Raw genomic sequence first — 18,156 nt, 5'->3', positions numbered from 1 at the left:
TGCGCTTTTGCGTTTGCAAACACTTCCTGCACCTTCCTTCTTTAACATTACAGAAGCAGCAGAATTGATTATAAGTAAAAATCTTCAACTAGGGAGCTATTAAATAAAAATCAGGAGGTTATTTTAATGGTTAAAAACAAAGTAATTTACATTACAGGTGCAGCAAGTGGAATTGGTTATGAAATTGGTGTTGAATTTGCAAAGAACGGAGCAAAAGTGGCATTTACAGATATTAATGAAGAGAAAGTGAAGGCAGTTACCCAAAAGTTAACATCAGATGGATATGATTGTATTGGTTTTAAATGTGATGTAACGGAAGAAGGAGAACTAAAGCAGACGATTGATAAAACAGTAGAGAAATATGGAAGACTGGACATTTTAATCAACAATGCCGGTTTGCAGCATATAGCGTCACTTGAAGATTTTCCTACGGAGAAATTCGAATTTATGACAAAGGTAATGCTTGTCGCGCCATTCATGGCGTCGAAGCATGTATTTCCGATTATGAAGAAGCAGGGGAATGGCCGGATCATTAATATGGCATCTATTAATGGAGTGATTGGTTTTGCTGGAAAAGCTGCTTATAATAGTGCAAAACATGGTCTGATTGGTTTGACAAAGGTAGCGGCTTTGGAAGGTGCTAAACATGGAATTACTGTGAATGCAATGTGCCCAGGATATGTTGATACACCACTTGTTCGAGGTCAATTTGAAGATTTGGCAAAAAATCGAAGCATTCCAGTGGAAAAAGTGCTTGAAGAAGTTCTATTTCCTTTAGTGCCCCAGCAACGTTTGCTGGAAGTGCAGGAAATAGCTGATTACACGATGTTCCTTTCAAGTGATAAAGCCAAAGGTGTAACCGGACAGGCTATTATTCTCGATGGAGGTTACACAGCTCAATAAGTGATAAGGGGGAGAAATGTGCTAAGGACATTGATCTGACCGTAATAGGGAAATGTCATACCCCCCTCGAAAAATGCGCCTTATTTAACTAGACTTACACTTGAAAATTGACTTGCATCAATTAGTTATTTCTCAAACTGCTTCATACTAGAGTTAGATATGTTTAAGTCATAGTTTAGAAGGTGAAGCGGTTATGCGAAAAACAAACTATATTATCATATCAATTGTTCTCTTGCTCATACTGTTTCTGGCAATAATAGGTTTTAAAAACTCTGATTATAGAATAAAAAATCTGGAGGAAACACTTGAGGTTGACCCGGAAAACGTCACAAGGATTTCGCTGAGTCATCCAATAAATAAAGGCAGATATAAAAGTACGGAGGATGAAGGAAAGATTGAATTTTTCATAGAATTTCTTGATGGGGTTAATTACAGGCGGCTTCCAGGTGACCAATCTGCATACATGCCAATGAGTGCAAGTATGATTTATTTATACGAGGGCGATAAGGTGGATTTTATCGTACCGTATGAACAGGAAGCGATGATTAGTTATAAGGTTTATGAAATAAGAAATGGTATGCTTGAGAACACGTTTATTATAGAATTTTATAATTCACTCGATTAAGCAGCGGACAGTACAATCTGTATTGTTCGTTGTTTTTTGTTCACGCCTCCGGTTCCAAATTATAGATACTGCAAATTGTGAATATTCCTGCTACACTTGTATTAATAGAAGGCTATTTTCTGGAACTTTGGATTGCACCACGGCTTTGTCCCACTAACCGGAAAGCTTTGGAACTATTTGCGTTATTCGTCCCTCTGATAAGATATGTTATTTTTGCAACATAATCTATAGACTGCGACGTAACTGCTCTGTTGATTTCAATCTCGGGCGGATGTTTTGTGGGTTGAACGGATTATCAGGATTTGGCGTACTTCTCTGAGCCCAAATAGTCAGAAATAAGTAGCCACCGGTCACATAGAGCACCTCTCTATGCCCAAACAACAAGAAACAGGTAGCTACCGGTCACATGGAGCGCCTCTCTAAGCCCAAAACAACCAGAAACTAGTAGCCGCCGGTCACATAGAGCGCTTCTCTATGCCCAAATAGCCAGAAACAAGTTGCTACCGGTCACATAGAGTGTCTCTCTAAGCCCAAACCAAACAAACAGAAACTAGTAGCTATCGGTCACATAGACTGGATGGCTGATATGCTATTGGAATTGTGGTTATATTTTCTGAACGGCTGTTGGAATTATCATCACTGATTTTACTCCGCAATATCTATCTACTGCGAGTATTAAATAGCAACAAAAAAAAAAGAGAAAGAATCTTATAAATAAGTAAATGAGGTGTGTTCAATGAAAGTTGTAAGCTATAAACTAAAGAATAAACCGGGAAATTACAGGGTTGGCTTTTTGTTGGATGAGGAAGTTGCTGATATGCAGGAAGCCTGGAGAAATTTAATGCTATCGCGTGGGGAAAAGACTTCGCCGAATGCAATAGATCAGTTTCTTCCTGCTGAGCCAGCAGCCTTTTTTTCCATTGGTGAAAGTGCAATGCATAAGGCAAAAGAAGCCTATGAATACATAATGGATAATAAGGTTAAAACAGTTTACTTAACAAAAGAAGAGATTCAATTAAGTACACCAATTCCAAATCCATCAAAAATTATTTGCATAGGGAAGAACTATGCAGATCATGCTGCAGAAATGGGTGGTGACATACCGGAATTCCCTGTTCTTTTTTCAAAGTTTTCAAATGCAATTATAGGCCCGGAGGATTCAATCGAAAAATCAAAAGCAACTGAAAAACTGGATTATGAGGTTGAGTTGGCCGTGGTGATAGGCAAACAGGCATCAAAAGTGGGCCAGGATGAAGCACTTGATTATATTGCCGGCTACACGATTGGCAATGATATATCCGCACGTGATCTGCAAAAAAGAACACCGCAATGGCTTCAGGGGAAAACACTGGATCGCAGCACTCCGATTGGCCCATGGATAGTTACTTCGGATGAAATTGATGATCCTTCTAATTTAAAGATAAGTTCCTATGTAAATGGGGAGAAACGCCAGTCTTCAACAACAAGACAATTGATATTCGATATCCCATTTCTAATCGAATTTATTTCTAATCTTATTACATTGAATCCTGGTGATATCATTCTTACAGGCACACCTGATGGGGTTGGTTTTGCAATGGATCCCCCTCAATTTTTACAAGCCGGAGATGTGGTTACTGTAGAAGTGGAGAAGATAGGCAGGATGGAGAACAAGGTAAGGGAAGCTTAGGAAAGGTTGTTTAAAATGAAAAGTGAAAAAATTGAACATTATTTTCACCTGGTTAAACAGCAAAGAGAAGCTTTTTATCATGAATTAACTGTAAATAACATTGATCCATGGAGGGTACCAAAGGCTGGAAAGTGGACGGTTGGCGAAACATTGTATCATCTCGTACTGATGGTGCGGCTAGTACGGAGGTTCTCCATTTTCTGCATCCCAGTTATGACTCCTATTGCTTATTTACGTAAAAATAGGACCTATAAAACGGAAATTCATGATATTTATCAGGAATATAATCAGAAAAAAAGAAAACCGATGAAGGCACCTTTTCTGTTAAATCCTCCAAAAAACCTGGAAAGGAAACAGACTCCGGCAGAAATTAAGGCTCTGCTGGAATCTGAAACAAGCAAGCTTATTAAAGACATTGAACATATTGATGAGAGAATTGCGGGGCATATTCATTATCCGGATTCAATTGCATTTTATCCAAATTTGATTCAGAGTGTACAACTGATTGCAATCCATGAGAACCATCATTATAAACTTGTGAAATTATATTTTAATATTTGAGGGAGAGAACAGTAAAGGTGGTTGTTTTTAAACTGACTGGCACTTAAGGGAGCATATCAGTACGCTATCAACTGTTTCCAGCGATTATACTGCATAGCCAAGTTCTATGTGACTTTCCAGCATGCGAACGGCAAGGAAGGTCACATAGCCAAGTTCTATGCTCCCTTTCCGGCATGCGAACGGCAAGGAAAGTCATATAGCCAAGTTCTATGCTTCCTTTCCAGCATGCGAACGGCAAGGAAAGTCACATAGCCAAGTTCTATGCTCCCTTTCCAGCATGCGAACGGCAAGGAAGGTCACATAGCCAAGTTCTATGCTCCCTTTCCGGCATGCGAACGGCAGGAAAGTCACATAGGCATGTTCTATGCTCCCTTCCCGGCAGACATACGGCATGTCATGTCACATAATACTGGTTCTCTTCTTTTTACTTATGAATGGCCTTTCTCGCTAACTGGTCAGCATGACTATTTTGTTTTTCAGGTATCCATTTAACAAAAAAATATGGGAAATGATTTGCCTTTTCTTTTATCTTTTCGAGTAACGGTGAAAATGTTTTGTTTTTTGTAAAATCCTTTTCAATAACATCCACAACCAGCTTGGAATCCGAACGGAAGGATAATATTTCACCAGGAAATTGCTCTCTGCAAATTTCAAGAGCTTTTATCACTGCATGAAATTCTGCTTCATGATTGGATAATACGCCAAGCGGCAATGAATATTCATAAGTGCTTCCATTAGCTTTTATATAAATGCCCGCTCCGCTCACACCAGGGTTTCCGCTTGTCGCACCATCTGTATATACTTCAATCAACTTTAGAAACACTCCTTTTCATTAACCTGCCAGCAGTATAGCTGAAGCGATGAAAAAGGGTTATTATGTTAATGTGCAGCCTGTCTGAACTTTCCACCATGTACCTCCTGTGTATCCATGATTGTGATGAAGGAATCTGGATCAATATCATGTACAATGTTTTTTAGCTCGGACATCTCAAGTCTTGTAATAACCACATATAGAACTTCCGTATCTGTATCCTGATAGCTATTTTTACCGTATATTTTTGTTATTCCCCGTCCAAGGTTTTCACTTACTGCTTCAGCTATTTTCCCATATTCATTTGAAATGATAATGGCAGCTTTTGTTTCATTAAATCCTTGACCAACCGAATCGATTGTTTTCGAAGCAATATAGTACGTAAGAATTGAGAACATTGCCTGCTCCCAGCCAAGAACAAAACCTGCCCAAACAAAGATGAAGATATTAAGAAACATGACAAATTCGCCAACCGAGAAAGGAATGTTTTTCGTAATAATAATTCCTAATATTTCAGTACCGTCCAAGGCTCCGGAATTCCGGATGACAATTCCAACTCCTGCTCCCAGCATTAACCCACCGAATACAGTTGCCAGCAGTGTTTCATCTGTAAATGGCTCAAACCGATGAAGCAGATTTTCAACGACAGCCAATGAAATAATACTGAATAATGAAGAGAAAAGAAAGTCCTTCCCCAATCTTTTCAGTCCGGCATACAAAAATGGAATATTAATGATTAAAACTAAAATACCAAAGTTTATATTTGTAATTTGGTTGAGCAGCAGTGAAACGCCAATAACCCCACCATCGATAATTGTATTCGGGACTAAAAATAGTTCAATTGCAACTGCTGCCAAAGATGCTCCGAGCAACAGCATAATATAACGGCGAATTAAATGCCCAATCGATTCATTATGTATTTGTTTTGCCATGGAAACCATCCTATTCTAAATTAGAGATTTAAGTTGTATTCAATAAAATACTATTTTTTTTCTGAAATAATGTCAATATAAAAAAAGAACATGTGACTTATTAGTGGAATAATGGCAAAATAGAAAGAGGGACTATTTACTTACAGGGGTGTATAATAATGAAGCAAAGGCTCGTTCAGGAACAAACCTTGCAGCGAAAAATGAATCAGCAGCTTTTGCAGGCGATACATATCCTGCAATTTTCAAGTCTTGAATTAATTGAACATATTCAGGAGATTTCTAAAGAGAATCCTCTAATTGAAGAGATTAATTATGATTATGATATTGCTCAGTATAGGTCATCCATATCTAATCAGCAGACCCAGGCTATTGGAGAGATAAATCCAACTGAAGAATCTATGTATGAAAAATTAAAACAACAATTATTTACATTGGATTTCCCTGATAAACTGCGGCCTATGGTTGAGTACGGTATAGATTCATTGGATGAAGATGGTTATTTAACAATAACAATGGAGTATTGGGCAGAAGAATTCAGTACAGCAATAGATAAAGCAGAACATGCATTGGATTTGATCCAATCACTGGAGCCGGCGGGTGTTGGCGCGAGAGACTTAAGTGAATGTATTATGCTGCAGCTGAAGGATTCCCCTGGATATGACCCCTTTATAGAAAACCTGCTCCATGAGCATTTAGATTGGATTGCAGGGGAAAATATTGAAGAGATTGCTGACTATTATAGTACCTCTAACGAAAATGTCATTCGAATTATCGAAGAAATTAAGTCCTGCCATCCTAAACCGGGACAGCTATTGGCTGCAAAAAAAGCGGAATATATTATTCCAGAAGCGTCAATATACAAGGAAAAAGGTAAGTGGAATATTTCTTTTTATAAATGGAACTCGCCGGTAATTGAAATTAATCAGGAATATGCCGATATTACTGACTATGAGAAAAAAGCGGCAGATTATTTAAAGGAAAAATACAAACAGATCGATCAGTTAAACCAGGCAATACTTTATCGGACAAATACCCTGGAATTGGTTGTCAGAAAAATAGTGGAGAAACAGTATATGTTTTTTGAACATGGGACTTTTATGATGCGGCCCCTGACCTTAAGGGAAATAGCAAACGAACTTAATTTAAACATATCTACAATCAGCCGGTCGATTAATGGTAAATATGTACAGACAAAACAGGGTGTTCTGCCAATTAAGTTTTTCTTTCAATCCGGCATTAGACAGCAAAATGGCAAGCAGACTGCTTCCTATGCAGTAAAACAATTAATTCTTGAAATGGTTCGTTACGAGGAAAAACCATTATCAGATGAAGCAATAAAAAATAAATTAAATGATGAGTTTGGAATTACAATTTCCCGTCGCACGGTAATGAAATACCGCAGCCAATTAAATATCCCCTCATCTCAGAAAAGAAAGAAGTGATAAAATTATGCTGAAAGTAATTTTTTACACAAAAGAGGTTTGTTCACTCTGTGATGACGCCAAAGCATTATTACTTATGCTCGAGCGTGAGTATCCTTTTGAATTGGAGGAACGCGATATTTATACAAATGATGAGTGGCTTGAAAAATACCAGCTGCTGATTCCATTTGTAAAAATAAATGATGTCACACTGGATTGTGAACAAGTTAATATAGATTCTTTGGAGCAAGCACTTAAACAAAACGTTTAAAAGAAATCGGCCATTCAGCCGGTTTTTTTATTTTCAATACCTATTATTTGAATATTAATTTTCCTATGCTATAATGAATTTATAAATGAGATATATTTTTTTACCCATTCCGGGACATAATATAACCATCCGGGACTACAAATGTCCAACGAACAGGAGTATTGGTATGAGAACCTTAATTGATCTTCAAAAAAAGCTGGTACCTGATCTGTTGGAGGTTATGGAGCAGAGATACTCTATTTTGCATAGTGTAGAGCTTTTCCAGCCGATTGGCAGAAGAGGACTTGCAGAAAACACAAACCTAACCGAACGCAGTGTGCGAGGTGAGATTGAATACCTGCAGGAACAGGACCTCATTCAAGTTACAACAAAAGGAATGTATATTACAAAAGAGGGTAAATTAATTTTAGCTCGGCTCACAGAATTCATGAGTGAAATAAAGGGTTTAAGTGTTTTAGAAAAGCAAATTAAGGAAAGATTACAAGTAGGAAATGTTATTATTGTTCCTGGAAATAGTGATAAGTATGAATGGGTAAAACAGGAAATGGGAAAAGCCTGTATTGCCTTTCTCAAAACGATTGTAAAACCTGAATCGACGATAGCTGTTACTGGTGGAACTTCGATGGCTGCAATTGCAGATGTGATGACGCCATTAAACAAGAAAAATAGCTATTTATTTGTGCCTGCACGCGGCGGAATTGGCGAAAAGGTGGAAAACCAGGCGAATACAATTGCTGCAGAGATGGCAAAGAAAGCAAAAGGTGATTATCGCCTGTTATATGTTCCTGACCCATTGAGTGATTCTGCCTACGAGTCGATTATTGAAGAACCGTCAATCAATGAAATCCTAAAACAAATTAAAGGATCATCAATTATTCTGCATGGCATAGGTGATGCAATTACAATGGCAGAACGCAGGAAAACGCCGGAATCCATTATAGAAATACTCAAGACAAATAAAGCAGTAAGTGAAGCATTTGGATACTATTTTAATGCAGAAGGAAATGTCGTTCATAAAGTGAAAACAATTGGTATTCATTTAGAGGATTTGGGTTCCATCGAGCATGTCATTACGGTTGCTGGCGGAAAATCGAAAGGACAGGCAATAGCTTCCTATTTTAAACATGGAAAAAGCAACCTGCTTATCACTGATGAAGCAGCTGCTGAACAGATTTTAAGGGATTATCCCCTTTAAATATAAATTTTAAAGTAAAAGTCTAGGAGGAATATACATGGCAGTAAAAGTTGGTATTAATGGTTTTGGAAGAATTGGACGTAACGTATTTCGTCAAGCACTTAAAAATAATGACGTAGAAGTGGTGGCAGTTAATGATTTAACAGATGCAAACATGCTTGCTCACCTTTTAAAATACGATTCCGTTCATGGTATTTTAGAAGAAGAAGTATCTGTTAACGGTTCAAACATCGTAGTAGGCGGCAATGAAATCAAGGTGCTATCTGAACGTGATCCAGCAGATCTTGGCTGGGGAGATTTGGGAGTAGAAGTTGTTATCGAATCAACTGGACGTTTCACAAATGGCGGAGATGCTAAAAAACACATTGATGCAGGAGCGAAAAAGGTAATTATCTCTGCACCTGCAAAAGAAGAAGACCTGACGTTGGTAATGGGAGTAAATGACGATCAATATGATTCTGCAAAACACAACATTATCTCAAACGCATCTTGTACAACAAACTGTTTAGCACCATTTGCTAAAGTACTTCATGATACGTTCGGCATTAAACGCGGATTGATGACTACAATTCACTCTTATACAAACGATCAGCAAATTCTTGATTTGCCGCATAAAGATTATCGCCGTGCCCGTGCAGCAGCAGAAAATATCATTCCAACAACAACTGGAGCTGCAAAAGCAGTTGGATTAGTTTTACCGGAAATCAATGGCAAATTGAATGGGATGGCTGTACGTGTGCCAACTCCAGATGGTTCATTAGTTGATTTAGTTGCTGAACTTAATGAGAATGTAACAGCTGAAGATGTTAACAATGCATTGAAAGAAGCTGCAGAAGGCCCGTTAAAAGGTGTTCTGGAATATAGTGAAGCACCGCTTGTTTCAACTGACATCGTTGGCAACACCCACTCATCCGTTATTGATGGATTATCCACAATGGTAATGGAAGATAATATGGTTAAAGTAGTTTCCTGGTATGATAACGAAATGGGTTACTCATCTCGTTGTGTAGACTTGGCTGTATTTTTGAAGGAAAAAGGACTATAAGCCGTTTATAAAAATGGAGGAGGATAAGATTCCTCCTCCATTTTCTATGTTAAAAACACATTTTCCTTTATAATGATTAATAGCACTATATTCAGGGAAAACCTAATATGGTATTAAGTTACATAAGCCGGAATTTGGGAGGTAGAGTCAAGTGAATAAGAAAACACTTCAAGACCTTGATGTAAAAGGAAAGAAAGTATTTTGCCGTGTTGATTTTAATGTACCAATGAAAGATGGAGAAGTTACGGATGATACACGGATTAAAGCGGCATTGCCGACAATCAGCTACCTGTCTGAACAGGGTGCGATTGTTATTTTGGCAAGCCATTTAGGCCGTCCGAAGGGACAAGTGGTTGAGGACCTGCGTTTAGATCCTGTGGCAAAACGATTAAGTGATTTAATTGGCAAAGATGTAGTCAAAACAGATGCTGTATATGGCAAAGAGGTTAATGAAGCATTATCACAGATTAGTGATGGTGATATCTTATTAATCGAAAATGTCCGATTTGAGGCTGGTGAGGAAAAAAACGATCCGCAAATTTCACAAAGCTTTGCAGCTATGGCTGATTTCTATGTAAATGATGCTTTTGGAGCAGCCCATCGTGCACATGCATCTACCGTCGGAGTGGCGGAGAAACTCCCTGCAGCTGCTGGCTACCTGATGCAGAAGGAAATTGATGTATTAGGCAAGGCACTGGAAAATCCGGAGCGCCCGTTTACCGCAATTATTGGCGGGGCAAAAGTAAAAGATAAAATTAATGTTATCGATAATTTACTGGACAAAGTAGATAATTTGATCGTAGGCGGCGGATTAGCTTACACGTTTATTAAAGCACAAGGCCATGAAATTGGAAAATCGTTATTGGAAGAGGATAAAATCGATTTGGCTAAGGAGTTTATGAAAAAAGCAGAAGAAAAGGGAGTTAATTTTGTTCTGCCGGTTGATGCTGTTGTAGCGGATGACTTCTCAGAAACAGCCGATACGAAAATTGTATCAATTGATCAAATTCCATCTGACTGGGAAGCACTTGATATTGGACCTGAAACACGTGAGAAGTATAGTCAAATTGTTGCAGATTCCAAGCTTATAATCTGGAATGGACCGATGGGAGTCTTTGAAATGAATGCATTTGCTGGTGGAACGAAGTCAGTAGCTGAAGCACTTGCAAATACAGAAGGCTATTCCATAATCGGTGGAGGGGATTCAGCAGCAGCGGTTGAGAAATTCGGTTTTGCTGAAGAAATGGACCATGTTTCTACAGGAGGCGGAGCTTCTCTTGAGTTTATGGAAGGAAAAGTTCTTCCAGGTGTACAGGCATTAGATGATAAATAGAATTAATGAGGTGATACAATGCGAAAAAAAGTAATTGCAGGAAATTGGAAAATGAACAAAGTATTATCAGAAGCGAATGCATTTGTTGAGGAAGTTGCTGAAAAAGCCAAGATAAATGATAGTGTAGAGACAATCGTTTGTGCACCATATCCATATTTAGCATCACTTGTTGAAAAAGCAAAAGGTTCTCAGGTGAAAATCAGCGCCCAAAACATGCACTTTGAAGAAAATGGTGCGTTTACTGGTGAAGTAAGTCCGGTTATGCTGTCAGATCTTGGCGTAACCCATGTTGTACTCGGACACTCAGAAAGACGTGAATATTTTGCTGAAACAGACGAAACAGTTAACAAGAAAACACATGCAGCTTTTAATCATGATCTAACACCAATTGTTTGTGTAGGTGAAACCCTCGAACAACGTGAAGCAAATGAAACAATGAATCATGTTGGCAATCAGGTAACTAAAGCATTGGAAGGATTGTCAAACGAGCAAGTGGCTGAAACAATTGTTGCATATGAACCAATCTGGGCAATCGGTACAGGCAAAACTGCTTCAAGTGAAGATGCAAATGAAGTTTGCAGTCACATTCGTAACGTAATTAAGGATATTACATCTGACGAAACAGCTGAAAAAGTAGTTATTCAGTATGGTGGAAGTGTCAAACCAGCGAACATCAAGGAATTGCTTTCACAATCTGATATTGATGGTGCATTAGTTGGAGGAGCAAGTCTTGAAGCAGATTCCTTCCTGCAGCTTGTGGAGGCAGGTACGAAATGAGTCAGAATAATTTAGCTGCACTGATTATCTTAGATGGATTTGGGATCCGTGCAGAAGAAAGCGGCAATGCTGTCAGACAGGCAAATACCCCAAACTTTGACCGATATTGGAAAAAGTTTGCTCACAGCCAATTAACAGCAAGCGGTGAGGCTGTAGGTCTTCCTGAAGGGCAAATGGGCAACTCGGAGGTTGGCCATTTAAATATTGGTGCAGGCCGCATTGTTTATCAAAGCTTAACACGCGTGAATTTATCAATTAAAGAAGGTGACTTTTTTGAAAAAGAAGCCTTTCTGAAGTCAATTTATCATGCCAAGGAAAATGATAAGGCTCTGCATGTTTTTGGCTTGTTGTCTGACGGCGGTGTCCATAGCCATATCAATCATTTATTTGCATTATTAAAGCTTGCAAAAGATTATGATTTGAAAAAAGTATATGTACATGCATTTCTTGATGGCCGTGATGTTGGTCCGCAGACGGCAAAAGATTATATTGAACAAACCGAGGATAAAATGAATGAACTTGGTGTTGGCCAATTTGCAACAATTTCTGGCCGCTATTACTCGATGGACCGTGACAAGCGCTGGGAACGTGTTAAAAAGGCCTATGATGCAATGGTTTATGGTGAAGGTCCCAGCTACAGCAGTCCGTATGAGGTAATTGATGATTCGTATAAGAACGAAATCTACGATGAATTCGTTATCCCATCCGTAATTACGGATGAATATGGTGAACCTGTTGGAAAGGTAGAAGATGAAGATTCCATCATTTTTTATAATTTCCGGCCAGATCGTGCAATTCAAATTTCACGGACCTTTGCTAATGAAGATTTTCAGGACTTTGACCGTGGAGAAAACAGGCCAAAAAATCTGGATTTTGTTATGCTGACGAATTTCAGTGAGTCAGTGAATGGCTATGTTGCCTATGAGCCGGTGAATCTTGACAATACAGTTGGTGAAGTCCTTTCGCAAAATAAGCTGAATCAATTGCGCATTGCTGAAACGGAAAAATATCCACATGTAACTTTCTTCATGAGCGGCGGTCGTGAACAGGAATTTCCTGGAGAAAAACGTATACTGATTAATTCACCTAAAGTTGCAACATATGATTTGAAACCTGAAATGAGTGCATATGAGGTAACAGATGCTTTACTGAAAGAGCTTGATACGGGTGCGCAAAATGCAATCATATTGAACTTTGCAAACCCAGATATGGTGGGACACTCTGGTAAGCTAAAACCAACTATTGAAGCGATTGAAGCTGTTGATGAGTGTCTGGGGAAAATTGTTGATAAAATTGCGGAACTTGGTGGAAATGCCATTATCACCGCAGATCATGGGAACTCAGATGAAGTGATAACACTCGAAGGAAAACCGATGACTGCACATACAACCAACCCTGTACCAGTTATCATTACAAAAGAAGGTATTGAATTGCGTGATGGTGGAATTTTAGCGGATTTATCACCAACTTTGCTTGACCTGCTTGATGTTGAGAAACCGGCAGAAATGACTGGAACTACATTAATTAAATAAATTATACATTTAAAAATAAAGGAGAGATTTTTCATGCCATATATTACAGATGTTTATGCTCGTGAGGTATTAGATTCCCGTGGTAATCCAACAGTAGAGGTAGAAGTATTTACAGAATCAGGTGCATTTGGTGCAGCATTAGTTCCAAGTGGAGCTTCAACTGGTGAATATGAGGCAGTTGAATTGCGTGATGGGGATAAAGAGCGCTATATGGGCAAAGGTGTTCTAAAAGCCGTCCAAAACGTAAATGAAGTAATTGCTCCTGAATTGCTTGGAATTGATGTAACCCGTCAAAACATTATTGATGCTTTAATGATTGACCTTGACGGCACAGAAAATAAAGGAAAACTTGGCGCAAATGCTATTTTAGGTGTGTCGATGGCAGTGGCACATGCCGCAGCAAGCTATCTGGAAATTCCTTTATATAATTACTTAGGTGGATTTAATGCCAAAACACTTCCAACCCCAATGATGAATATTTTAAATGGCGGGGAACATGCTGATAACAATGTGGATATTCAGGAATTCATGATTATGCCTGTTGCAGCTCCAACCTTCCAGGAAGCATTGCGTACAGGTGCAGAAATTTTCCATTCATTAAAAAATGTGCTTAAATCTAAAGGGTATAATACTGCTGTAGGGGACGAAGGCGGATTTGCTCCAAACCTGGGATCTAACGAGGAAGCACTTCAAACAATTGTAGAGGCTATTGAAGCGGCTGGCTACAAGCCTGGTGAAGAAATACAACTAGCAATGGATGTTGCCGCATCAGAAATTTATGATGATGGCAAATACAATCTGAAAGGTGAAGGTGTTGTTCGTACATCAGCTGAAATGGTTGACTGGTATGAAGAAATGGTAAATAAATATCCAATCATTTCAATTGAGGATGGCCTGGACGAAAACGACTGGGAAGGTTTTAAATTATTGACAGAGCGTCTTGGAGATCGTGTGCAATTAGTAGGTGACGACCTATTTGTAACAAATACTGCAAAACTTTCTCAAGGAATTGAACAAGGAGTAGGAAACTCCATCCTGGTTAAAGTGAATCAAATTGGTACACTAACTGAAACCTTTGAAGCAATTGAAATGGCAAAACGTGCCGGTTATACTGCTGTTATCTCCCACCGTTCCGGAGAAACAGAAGATGCAACAATTGCTGATATCGCAGTTGCAACAAATGCTGGCCAAATCAAAACAGGCGCACCATCACGTACAGACCGTGTTGCAAAATACAACCAACTGCTTCGCATTGAAGACGAATTGGCTGGTATGGGCGAATATGCTGGTCTGAGTGCATTTTATAATCTGGAAAACTAAAAAATTGTATGACTTTAAAGGGGCAGAGCGCATCTGCCTCTTTTTTAATTTTTTGGAAACTAAAATGTGTCTGGCTGAAATACCCTCATAGGACAAATCTCTGCTGTAATACTATATAATAACTACACATGATGGGGGTAATCACTTGGCGCAGAAAGTTTTGGTTTTTGGTGATATAGGGATTGATGATACGATAGCACTTATTTATGCATACTTGAATGATGATATAGATGTTGTTGGTGTTGTAGCTGATTATGGAAATATTTCCAGAGAAAATGCTCTGGCCAATATTAGCTATGTCAGAAGTTTATTTGAGACCGAAGAAATTGAAGATGTAAAAATTTTTGCTGGCGCTGAAGTTCCAATGACAGGAGAACTTCCTGAATATGTTCCCGAAATACACGGGGAATATGGTTTAGGGCCTATCACCCCTCCAATGGCGGGACAGATTGATATAGCTGAAAATTTCCTGGATGTCGTAGAAATCATAGAAGAGCATAATAATGAGTTGATAATTGTTAATATAGGCAGATTAACATCACTTGCCACATTATTTATTGTATATCGTGATCTAATAAGTAAGATAAAAGGTATTTATATAATGGGTGGGGCATTCTGGGTCCCTGGAAATGTCACAGCAGTATCTGAAGCCAATATTCATGGTGATCCAGTTGCGGCACAAGTTGTGTTAACCCATGCCGAAAATGTAACGATTATCCCGCTAAATGTAACGCAAATGGCGATTGCTACACCGCAAATGGTTGATTATATTGACAGTGTCGGTGAGATTGATATTGTGAAGCCATTAATTGATTATTATTATGATTTTTATAAGAAACGAAATCCCAATGTTCAGGGGAGCCCGCTTCATGATGTGCTTACATTGATGGCGGCCATACATGATGATATGTTTACTTATCAAAATTTGCCCGTAATAATTGTCCAGGGACAGACAGGTGTTGAGCGGGGACAGAGCATTGCAGATATAAGGCCATTTGTAACACTTGCGGAATTAGAAGAAGAGGAAGAAGAGGAGGTGAAAAGACACCGCATAGCTTTCAATTTAGATTATAAGCAATTTTATACTGACTTTATGACAACAATGACAGGCCAGCGGTTTGATTAATTATATAATCCATTATAAAGAGTGATAGCGAATTTTGTTATCACTCTTTCTAATGGGGTTAAAACTATGCTAATCTAGTAATGAGAAAATATTCAGAGGTGAATCCCATCGATATTTTAAAAACTATGAAAGAACGCAGATCCATTCATACGTTTAAACAACAGGAAATTGAATCTGGAGTATTAAAAGATATCTTTACATATGGCTCTTATGCACCTACGCACTACATGAAAGAGCCCTGGAATATCAAACTGTATCAGGAAACTGGTAAACTTGCTTTTATTGATGCAATTATTGCAAGCTATCAGCGAATTGGAATGATTAAAAAAGATAACGATCCAAAAACAATTAAAATGATAGAATCAATGAAAAAGTTTTTAATGGCAATTCCACATCATGCTGTGATTTACCTGGAAAAGGAAGAGGATCCTATTCGCTATGAGGAGGAATATTCTGCTGTTTGTGCCTTTATCCAAAATTCTCAGCTCGCTGCATGGAAGTATGGTGTTGGAATGCTTTGGACAATCACTCCCTATATGCATGATCCTGAATTTTTATCAGATATCGGTTTAGATTGTAAGGTTGTGAAAATTGTTGCCGTAATGCAAATTGGTTATCCGGAAAAAGTACCCCGGGATAAGGGCAGGACTCCAATCGAGAATAAGCTGGAAATAATAGCAGACTAGTTATTGCAAGTTTCTCGCGTATATTGCGCGCTCATCATGTTGATGGTAAACACCCAGTTAAGGTGGGCATACATAATGACAATTATAAACATTATAAGAGCCAAAAGAAGCTCCCCTTCTTGTCTTGGGGGAGCTTCTGAAGTTCTATTCCGTTAATTCCTTAACAAATTCTACAACCTCTTCTGTTGTACTCATCGTCAGCATTTTGTCTTTATTGGAAGCCAGTTTTTTCTTGGATAATTCACGTATTTGTGTACGTGCAGGCAGGATCGATGTTGCACTCATGCTGAATTCATCTAATCCAAGTCCAAGAAGAATCGGAATTGCAATTGGATCTCCAGCCATTTCCCCGCACATACCAGCCCATTTGCCTTCACTGTGTGCTGCTTCTATCACATTGTTTACCAGATTCAAAATGGCTGGATGATATGGCTGATACAGGTAGGAAACCTGTTCATTCATACGGTCTGCAGCCATGGTGTATTGGATTAGGTCGTTGGTTCCAATACTGAAGAAGTCCACCTCTTTGGCAAACTGCTTTGCAGTAACAGCAGTTGATGGAATTTCTACCATAATCCCAACTTCTATATGTTCAGATACTTCTTTTCCTTCGTTTTTCAGATTTTCTTTTTCATCCAATAAAATTGCTTTTGCCTGACGGAATTCCTCAAGTGTCGCAATCATCGGAAACATTATTTTTAAATTGCCATGGACGCTGGACCTCAGCAGTGCACGAAGCTGTGGACGGAAAACATTTTCATTTTCCAAACAGAAACGAATCGCACGGAAGCCTAAAAATGGGTTCAGTTCTTTTGGCAAATCTAAATAATTTAACTCTTTATCGCCACCTACGTCCAGTGTGCGAACTACTACAGGCTTATCTCCCATTTTTTCAAGTACAGTTTTATAAGCATCATATTGCTCATCTTCCGTTGGCAATTCATTTTTACCCATGTACAAAAACTCTGTGCGATACAGGCCGACACCTTCACCGCCATTATTTAACACACCCTCAACGTCATCGGGAGTACCTATGTTGGCAGCTAATTCAACTTGTTCGCCGTCTTCAGAGAAAGTCGGTTCCTCTTTTAGTTTAGCCCATTCTTCTTTTTGCTTTGCAAATTCCTCTTGTTTTTGGCGATATGCAGTTAGTTCTTCATCAGATGGATTAATAAGTACGAAGCCTTCGTTCCCGTCAACAATGATCATATCATTTTGCTTACCTTCGCTTGTCACATCTTTTGTGCCAACAACAGCCGGAATTTCAAGAGATCTTGCCATAATCGCAGAATGGGATGTACGGCCACCGATATCTGTAGCAAATCCCTTTACAAACTGGCGATTTAACTGTGCTGTGTCAGATGGTGTCAGATCATTAGCAAGCACAATAACTTCTTCGTCAATTAATGCCGGATCTGGGAAGCTGGCGCCTAGTAAATGTGCCAAAACACGTTTGGTTACATCCTGAATATCGGCAGCACGTTCCCGCATATACTCATTTTCCATGTTTTTAAACATGTCAATAAACATGTTGGCAACTTCTTCGAGAGCTGTTTCAGCAATAACATTATCAGATGAAATTTTATCTTTCATTGGGTTGATAAGTTCTGGGTCACTTAAAACAAGAAGATGTGCTGAGAAGATTTCTGCATGCTCATCACCAAGTTCTTTTTTTGTATGTTCTTTGATTTTTTCAAGTTCCTGCTTAGAGATCTCCAATGCTTTATCCAGTCGTTCTATTTCCTCATTTGGATTATCAGCAGATTTTTTTTCAAATGATAAATCTGGTGATGCCAGATGGTATGCTTTTGCAATTGCAATACCTGATGAGGCTGCAATTCCCTGTATATTTTTCATATATATTTCCGCCTTTCAAATTTTGAGTTAACAATGTTAACATCCAGTCCCTATTTTAAACTTATTCTATAGCTGATTCAAGGAATCAAGCT

The 18,156-nt window shown here is 38.7% G+C and carries 17 protein-coding genes; 14 read left to right on the top strand and 3 right to left on the bottom strand.

What is annotated here, in order from left to right; genetic code table 11:
- Positions 1 to 126 precede the first annotated feature (126 nt).
- The 4 genes from CIL03_RS10690 (at position 127) to CIL03_RS10675 (ending at position 3,758) form a co-directional block, all read left to right on the top strand.
- Positions 127 to 903: a 3-hydroxybutyrate dehydrogenase gene (locus tag CIL03_RS10690; protein WP_094885836.1), complete on the top strand. Its 777-nt coding sequence runs from the start codon at positions 127 to 129 to the stop codon at positions 901 to 903.
- A gap of 193 nt (positions 904 to 1,096) precedes the next feature.
- Positions 1,097 to 1,528: a hypothetical protein gene (locus tag CIL03_RS10685; protein WP_094885835.1), complete on the top strand. Its 432-nt coding sequence runs from the start codon at positions 1,097 to 1,099 to the stop codon at positions 1,526 to 1,528.
- Positions 1,529 to 2,264: 736 nt separating this feature from the next.
- Positions 2,265 to 3,197 (top strand): fumarylacetoacetate hydrolase family protein, encoded by a 933-nt coding sequence (locus CIL03_RS10680; protein WP_094885834.1) that lies wholly within the window; start codon positions 2,265 to 2,267, stop codon positions 3,195 to 3,197.
- A 15-nt stretch (positions 3,198 to 3,212) separates the two neighbouring features.
- Positions 3,213 to 3,758 (top strand): DinB family protein, encoded by a 546-nt coding sequence (locus tag CIL03_RS10675; protein WP_094885833.1) that lies wholly within the window; start codon positions 3,213 to 3,215, stop codon positions 3,756 to 3,758.
- A 424-nt stretch (positions 3,759 to 4,182) separates the two neighbouring features.
- On the opposite strand, the gene CIL03_RS10670 is transcribed toward CIL03_RS10675, so the two are convergent.
- Both CIL03_RS10670 and CIL03_RS10665 read right to left on the bottom strand, forming a co-directional pair.
- Entirely contained in the window at positions 4,183 to 4,569 is a 387-nt protein-coding gene (locus CIL03_RS10670) for a ribonuclease HI family protein (protein WP_094885832.1), read from the bottom strand.
- A gap of 68 nt (positions 4,570 to 4,637) precedes the next feature.
- Positions 4,638 to 5,501, bottom strand: coding sequence for a YitT family protein (locus CIL03_RS10665; protein ID WP_094885831.1), 864 nt, complete (start codon positions 5,499 to 5,501; stop codon positions 4,638 to 4,640).
- 158 nt (positions 5,502 to 5,659) lie between these two features.
- Between CIL03_RS10665 and rpoN the strand changes: the two genes are divergently transcribed.
- The 10 genes from rpoN to CIL03_RS10615 all read left to right on the top strand — a co-directional run bounded on the left by rpoN (position 5,660) and on the right by CIL03_RS10615 (position 16,207).
- On the top strand, positions 5,660 to 6,943 hold the full coding sequence (gene rpoN / locus CIL03_RS10660; protein WP_094885830.1) for an RNA polymerase factor sigma-54: 1,284 nt from the start codon (positions 5,660 to 5,662) through the stop codon (positions 6,941 to 6,943).
- 7 nt (positions 6,944 to 6,950) lie between these two features.
- Positions 6,951 to 7,193: a glutaredoxin family protein gene (locus CIL03_RS10655; protein WP_206207692.1), complete on the top strand. Its 243-nt coding sequence runs from the start codon at positions 6,951 to 6,953 to the stop codon at positions 7,191 to 7,193.
- A 166-nt stretch (positions 7,194 to 7,359) separates the two neighbouring features.
- The gene (locus tag CIL03_RS10650) at positions 7,360 to 8,388 is read left to right on the top strand and encodes a sugar-binding transcriptional regulator (protein ID WP_094885829.1); all 1,029 of its coding nucleotides are present in this window, start codon (positions 7,360 to 7,362) and stop codon (positions 8,386 to 8,388) included.
- Between the two features lie 37 nt (positions 8,389 to 8,425).
- Positions 8,426 to 9,433 carry a type I glyceraldehyde-3-phosphate dehydrogenase gene (gap, locus tag CIL03_RS10645; protein WP_094885828.1) on the top strand — a complete coding sequence of 336 codons (1,008 nt, stop codon included), beginning with the start codon at positions 8,426 to 8,428 and terminating at the stop codon, positions 9,431 to 9,433.
- A gap of 151 nt (positions 9,434 to 9,584) precedes the next feature.
- Positions 9,585 to 10,766 carry a phosphoglycerate kinase gene (locus tag CIL03_RS10640; protein ID WP_094885827.1) on the top strand — a complete coding sequence of 394 codons (1,182 nt, stop codon included), beginning with the start codon at positions 9,585 to 9,587 and terminating at the stop codon, positions 10,764 to 10,766.
- An 18-nt stretch (positions 10,767 to 10,784) separates the two neighbouring features.
- The gene (tpiA, locus tag CIL03_RS10635) at positions 10,785 to 11,543 is read left to right on the top strand and encodes a triose-phosphate isomerase (RefSeq protein WP_094885826.1); all 759 of its coding nucleotides are present in this window, start codon (positions 10,785 to 10,787) and stop codon (positions 11,541 to 11,543) included.
- Positions 11,540 to 13,075, top strand: coding sequence for a 2,3-bisphosphoglycerate-independent phosphoglycerate mutase (gene gpmI / locus CIL03_RS10630; protein ID WP_094885825.1), 1,536 nt, complete (start codon positions 11,540 to 11,542; stop codon positions 13,073 to 13,075). Before tpiA ends, gpmI begins: the two co-directional genes overlap by 4 nt.
- Positions 13,076 to 13,108: 33 nt before the next feature.
- Entirely contained in the window at positions 13,109 to 14,395 is a 1,287-nt protein-coding gene (eno, locus tag CIL03_RS10625; RefSeq protein WP_094885824.1) for a phosphopyruvate hydratase, read from the top strand.
- A 145-nt stretch (positions 14,396 to 14,540) separates the two neighbouring features.
- Positions 14,541 to 15,521, top strand: coding sequence for a nucleoside hydrolase (locus CIL03_RS10620; protein ID WP_094885823.1), 981 nt, complete (start codon positions 14,541 to 14,543; stop codon positions 15,519 to 15,521).
- An 80-nt stretch (positions 15,522 to 15,601) separates the two neighbouring features.
- Positions 15,602 to 16,207 carry a nitroreductase family protein gene (locus tag CIL03_RS10615; protein ID WP_094885822.1) on the top strand — a complete coding sequence of 202 codons (606 nt, stop codon included), beginning with the start codon at positions 15,602 to 15,604 and terminating at the stop codon, positions 16,205 to 16,207.
- Positions 16,208 to 16,351: 144 nt separating this feature from the next.
- Here the strand turns inward: CIL03_RS10615 and ptsP are convergent, their stop codons facing one another.
- Complete coding sequence (gene ptsP / locus CIL03_RS10610; RefSeq protein WP_094885821.1) at positions 16,352 to 18,064, bottom strand: phosphoenolpyruvate--protein phosphotransferase; 1,713 nt, start codon at positions 18,062 to 18,064, stop codon at positions 16,352 to 16,354.
- Between the last annotated feature and the right edge of the window lie 92 nt (positions 18,065 to 18,156).

It is taken from the genome of Virgibacillus indicus, from assembly GCF_002266285.1.
Classification (GTDB): domain Bacteria; phylum Bacillota; class Bacilli; order Bacillales; family Amphibacillaceae; genus Virgibacillus_K; species Virgibacillus_K indicus.
The sequence above is the reverse complement of the archived record's forward strand: the minus strand, read 5'-3'. Positions and strand labels throughout refer to the sequence as shown.

Coding starts and splice junctions, on each gene's coding strand:
- CIL03_RS10690 (WP_094885836.1), top strand. CDS start 127: ATGGTTAAAAACAAAGTAATTTACATTACAGGTGCAGCAAGTGGAATT.
- CIL03_RS10685 (WP_094885835.1), top strand. CDS start 1,097: ATGCGAAAAACAAACTATATTATCATATCAATTGTTCTCTTGCTCATA.
- CIL03_RS10680 (WP_094885834.1), top strand. CDS start 2,265: ATGAAAGTTGTAAGCTATAAACTAAAGAATAAACCGGGAAATTACAGG.
- CIL03_RS10675 (WP_094885833.1), top strand. CDS start 3,213: ATGAAAAGTGAAAAAATTGAACATTATTTTCACCTGGTTAAACAGCAA.
- CIL03_RS10665 (WP_094885831.1), bottom strand. CDS start 5,501: ATGGCAAAACAAATACATAATGAATCGATTGGGCATTTAATTCGCCGT.
- rpoN (WP_094885830.1), top strand. CDS start 5,660: ATGAAGCAAAGGCTCGTTCAGGAACAAACCTTGCAGCGAAAAATGAAT.
- CIL03_RS10655 (WP_206207692.1), top strand. CDS start 6,951: ATGCTGAAAGTAATTTTTTACACAAAAGAGGTTTGTTCACTCTGTGAT.
- CIL03_RS10650 (WP_094885829.1), top strand. CDS start 7,360: ATGAGAACCTTAATTGATCTTCAAAAAAAGCTGGTACCTGATCTGTTG.
- gap (WP_094885828.1), top strand. CDS start 8,426: ATGGCAGTAAAAGTTGGTATTAATGGTTTTGGAAGAATTGGACGTAAC.
- tpiA (WP_094885826.1), top strand. CDS start 10,785: ATGCGAAAAAAAGTAATTGCAGGAAATTGGAAAATGAACAAAGTATTA.
- gpmI (WP_094885825.1), top strand. CDS start 11,540: ATGAGTCAGAATAATTTAGCTGCACTGATTATCTTAGATGGATTTGGG.
- eno (WP_094885824.1), top strand. CDS start 13,109: ATGCCATATATTACAGATGTTTATGCTCGTGAGGTATTAGATTCCCGT.
- CIL03_RS10615 (WP_094885822.1), top strand. CDS start 15,602: ATGAGAAAATATTCAGAGGTGAATCCCATCGATATTTTAAAAACTATG.
- ptsP (WP_094885821.1), bottom strand. CDS start 18,064: ATGAAAAATATACAGGGAATTGCAGCCTCATCAGGTATTGCAATTGCA.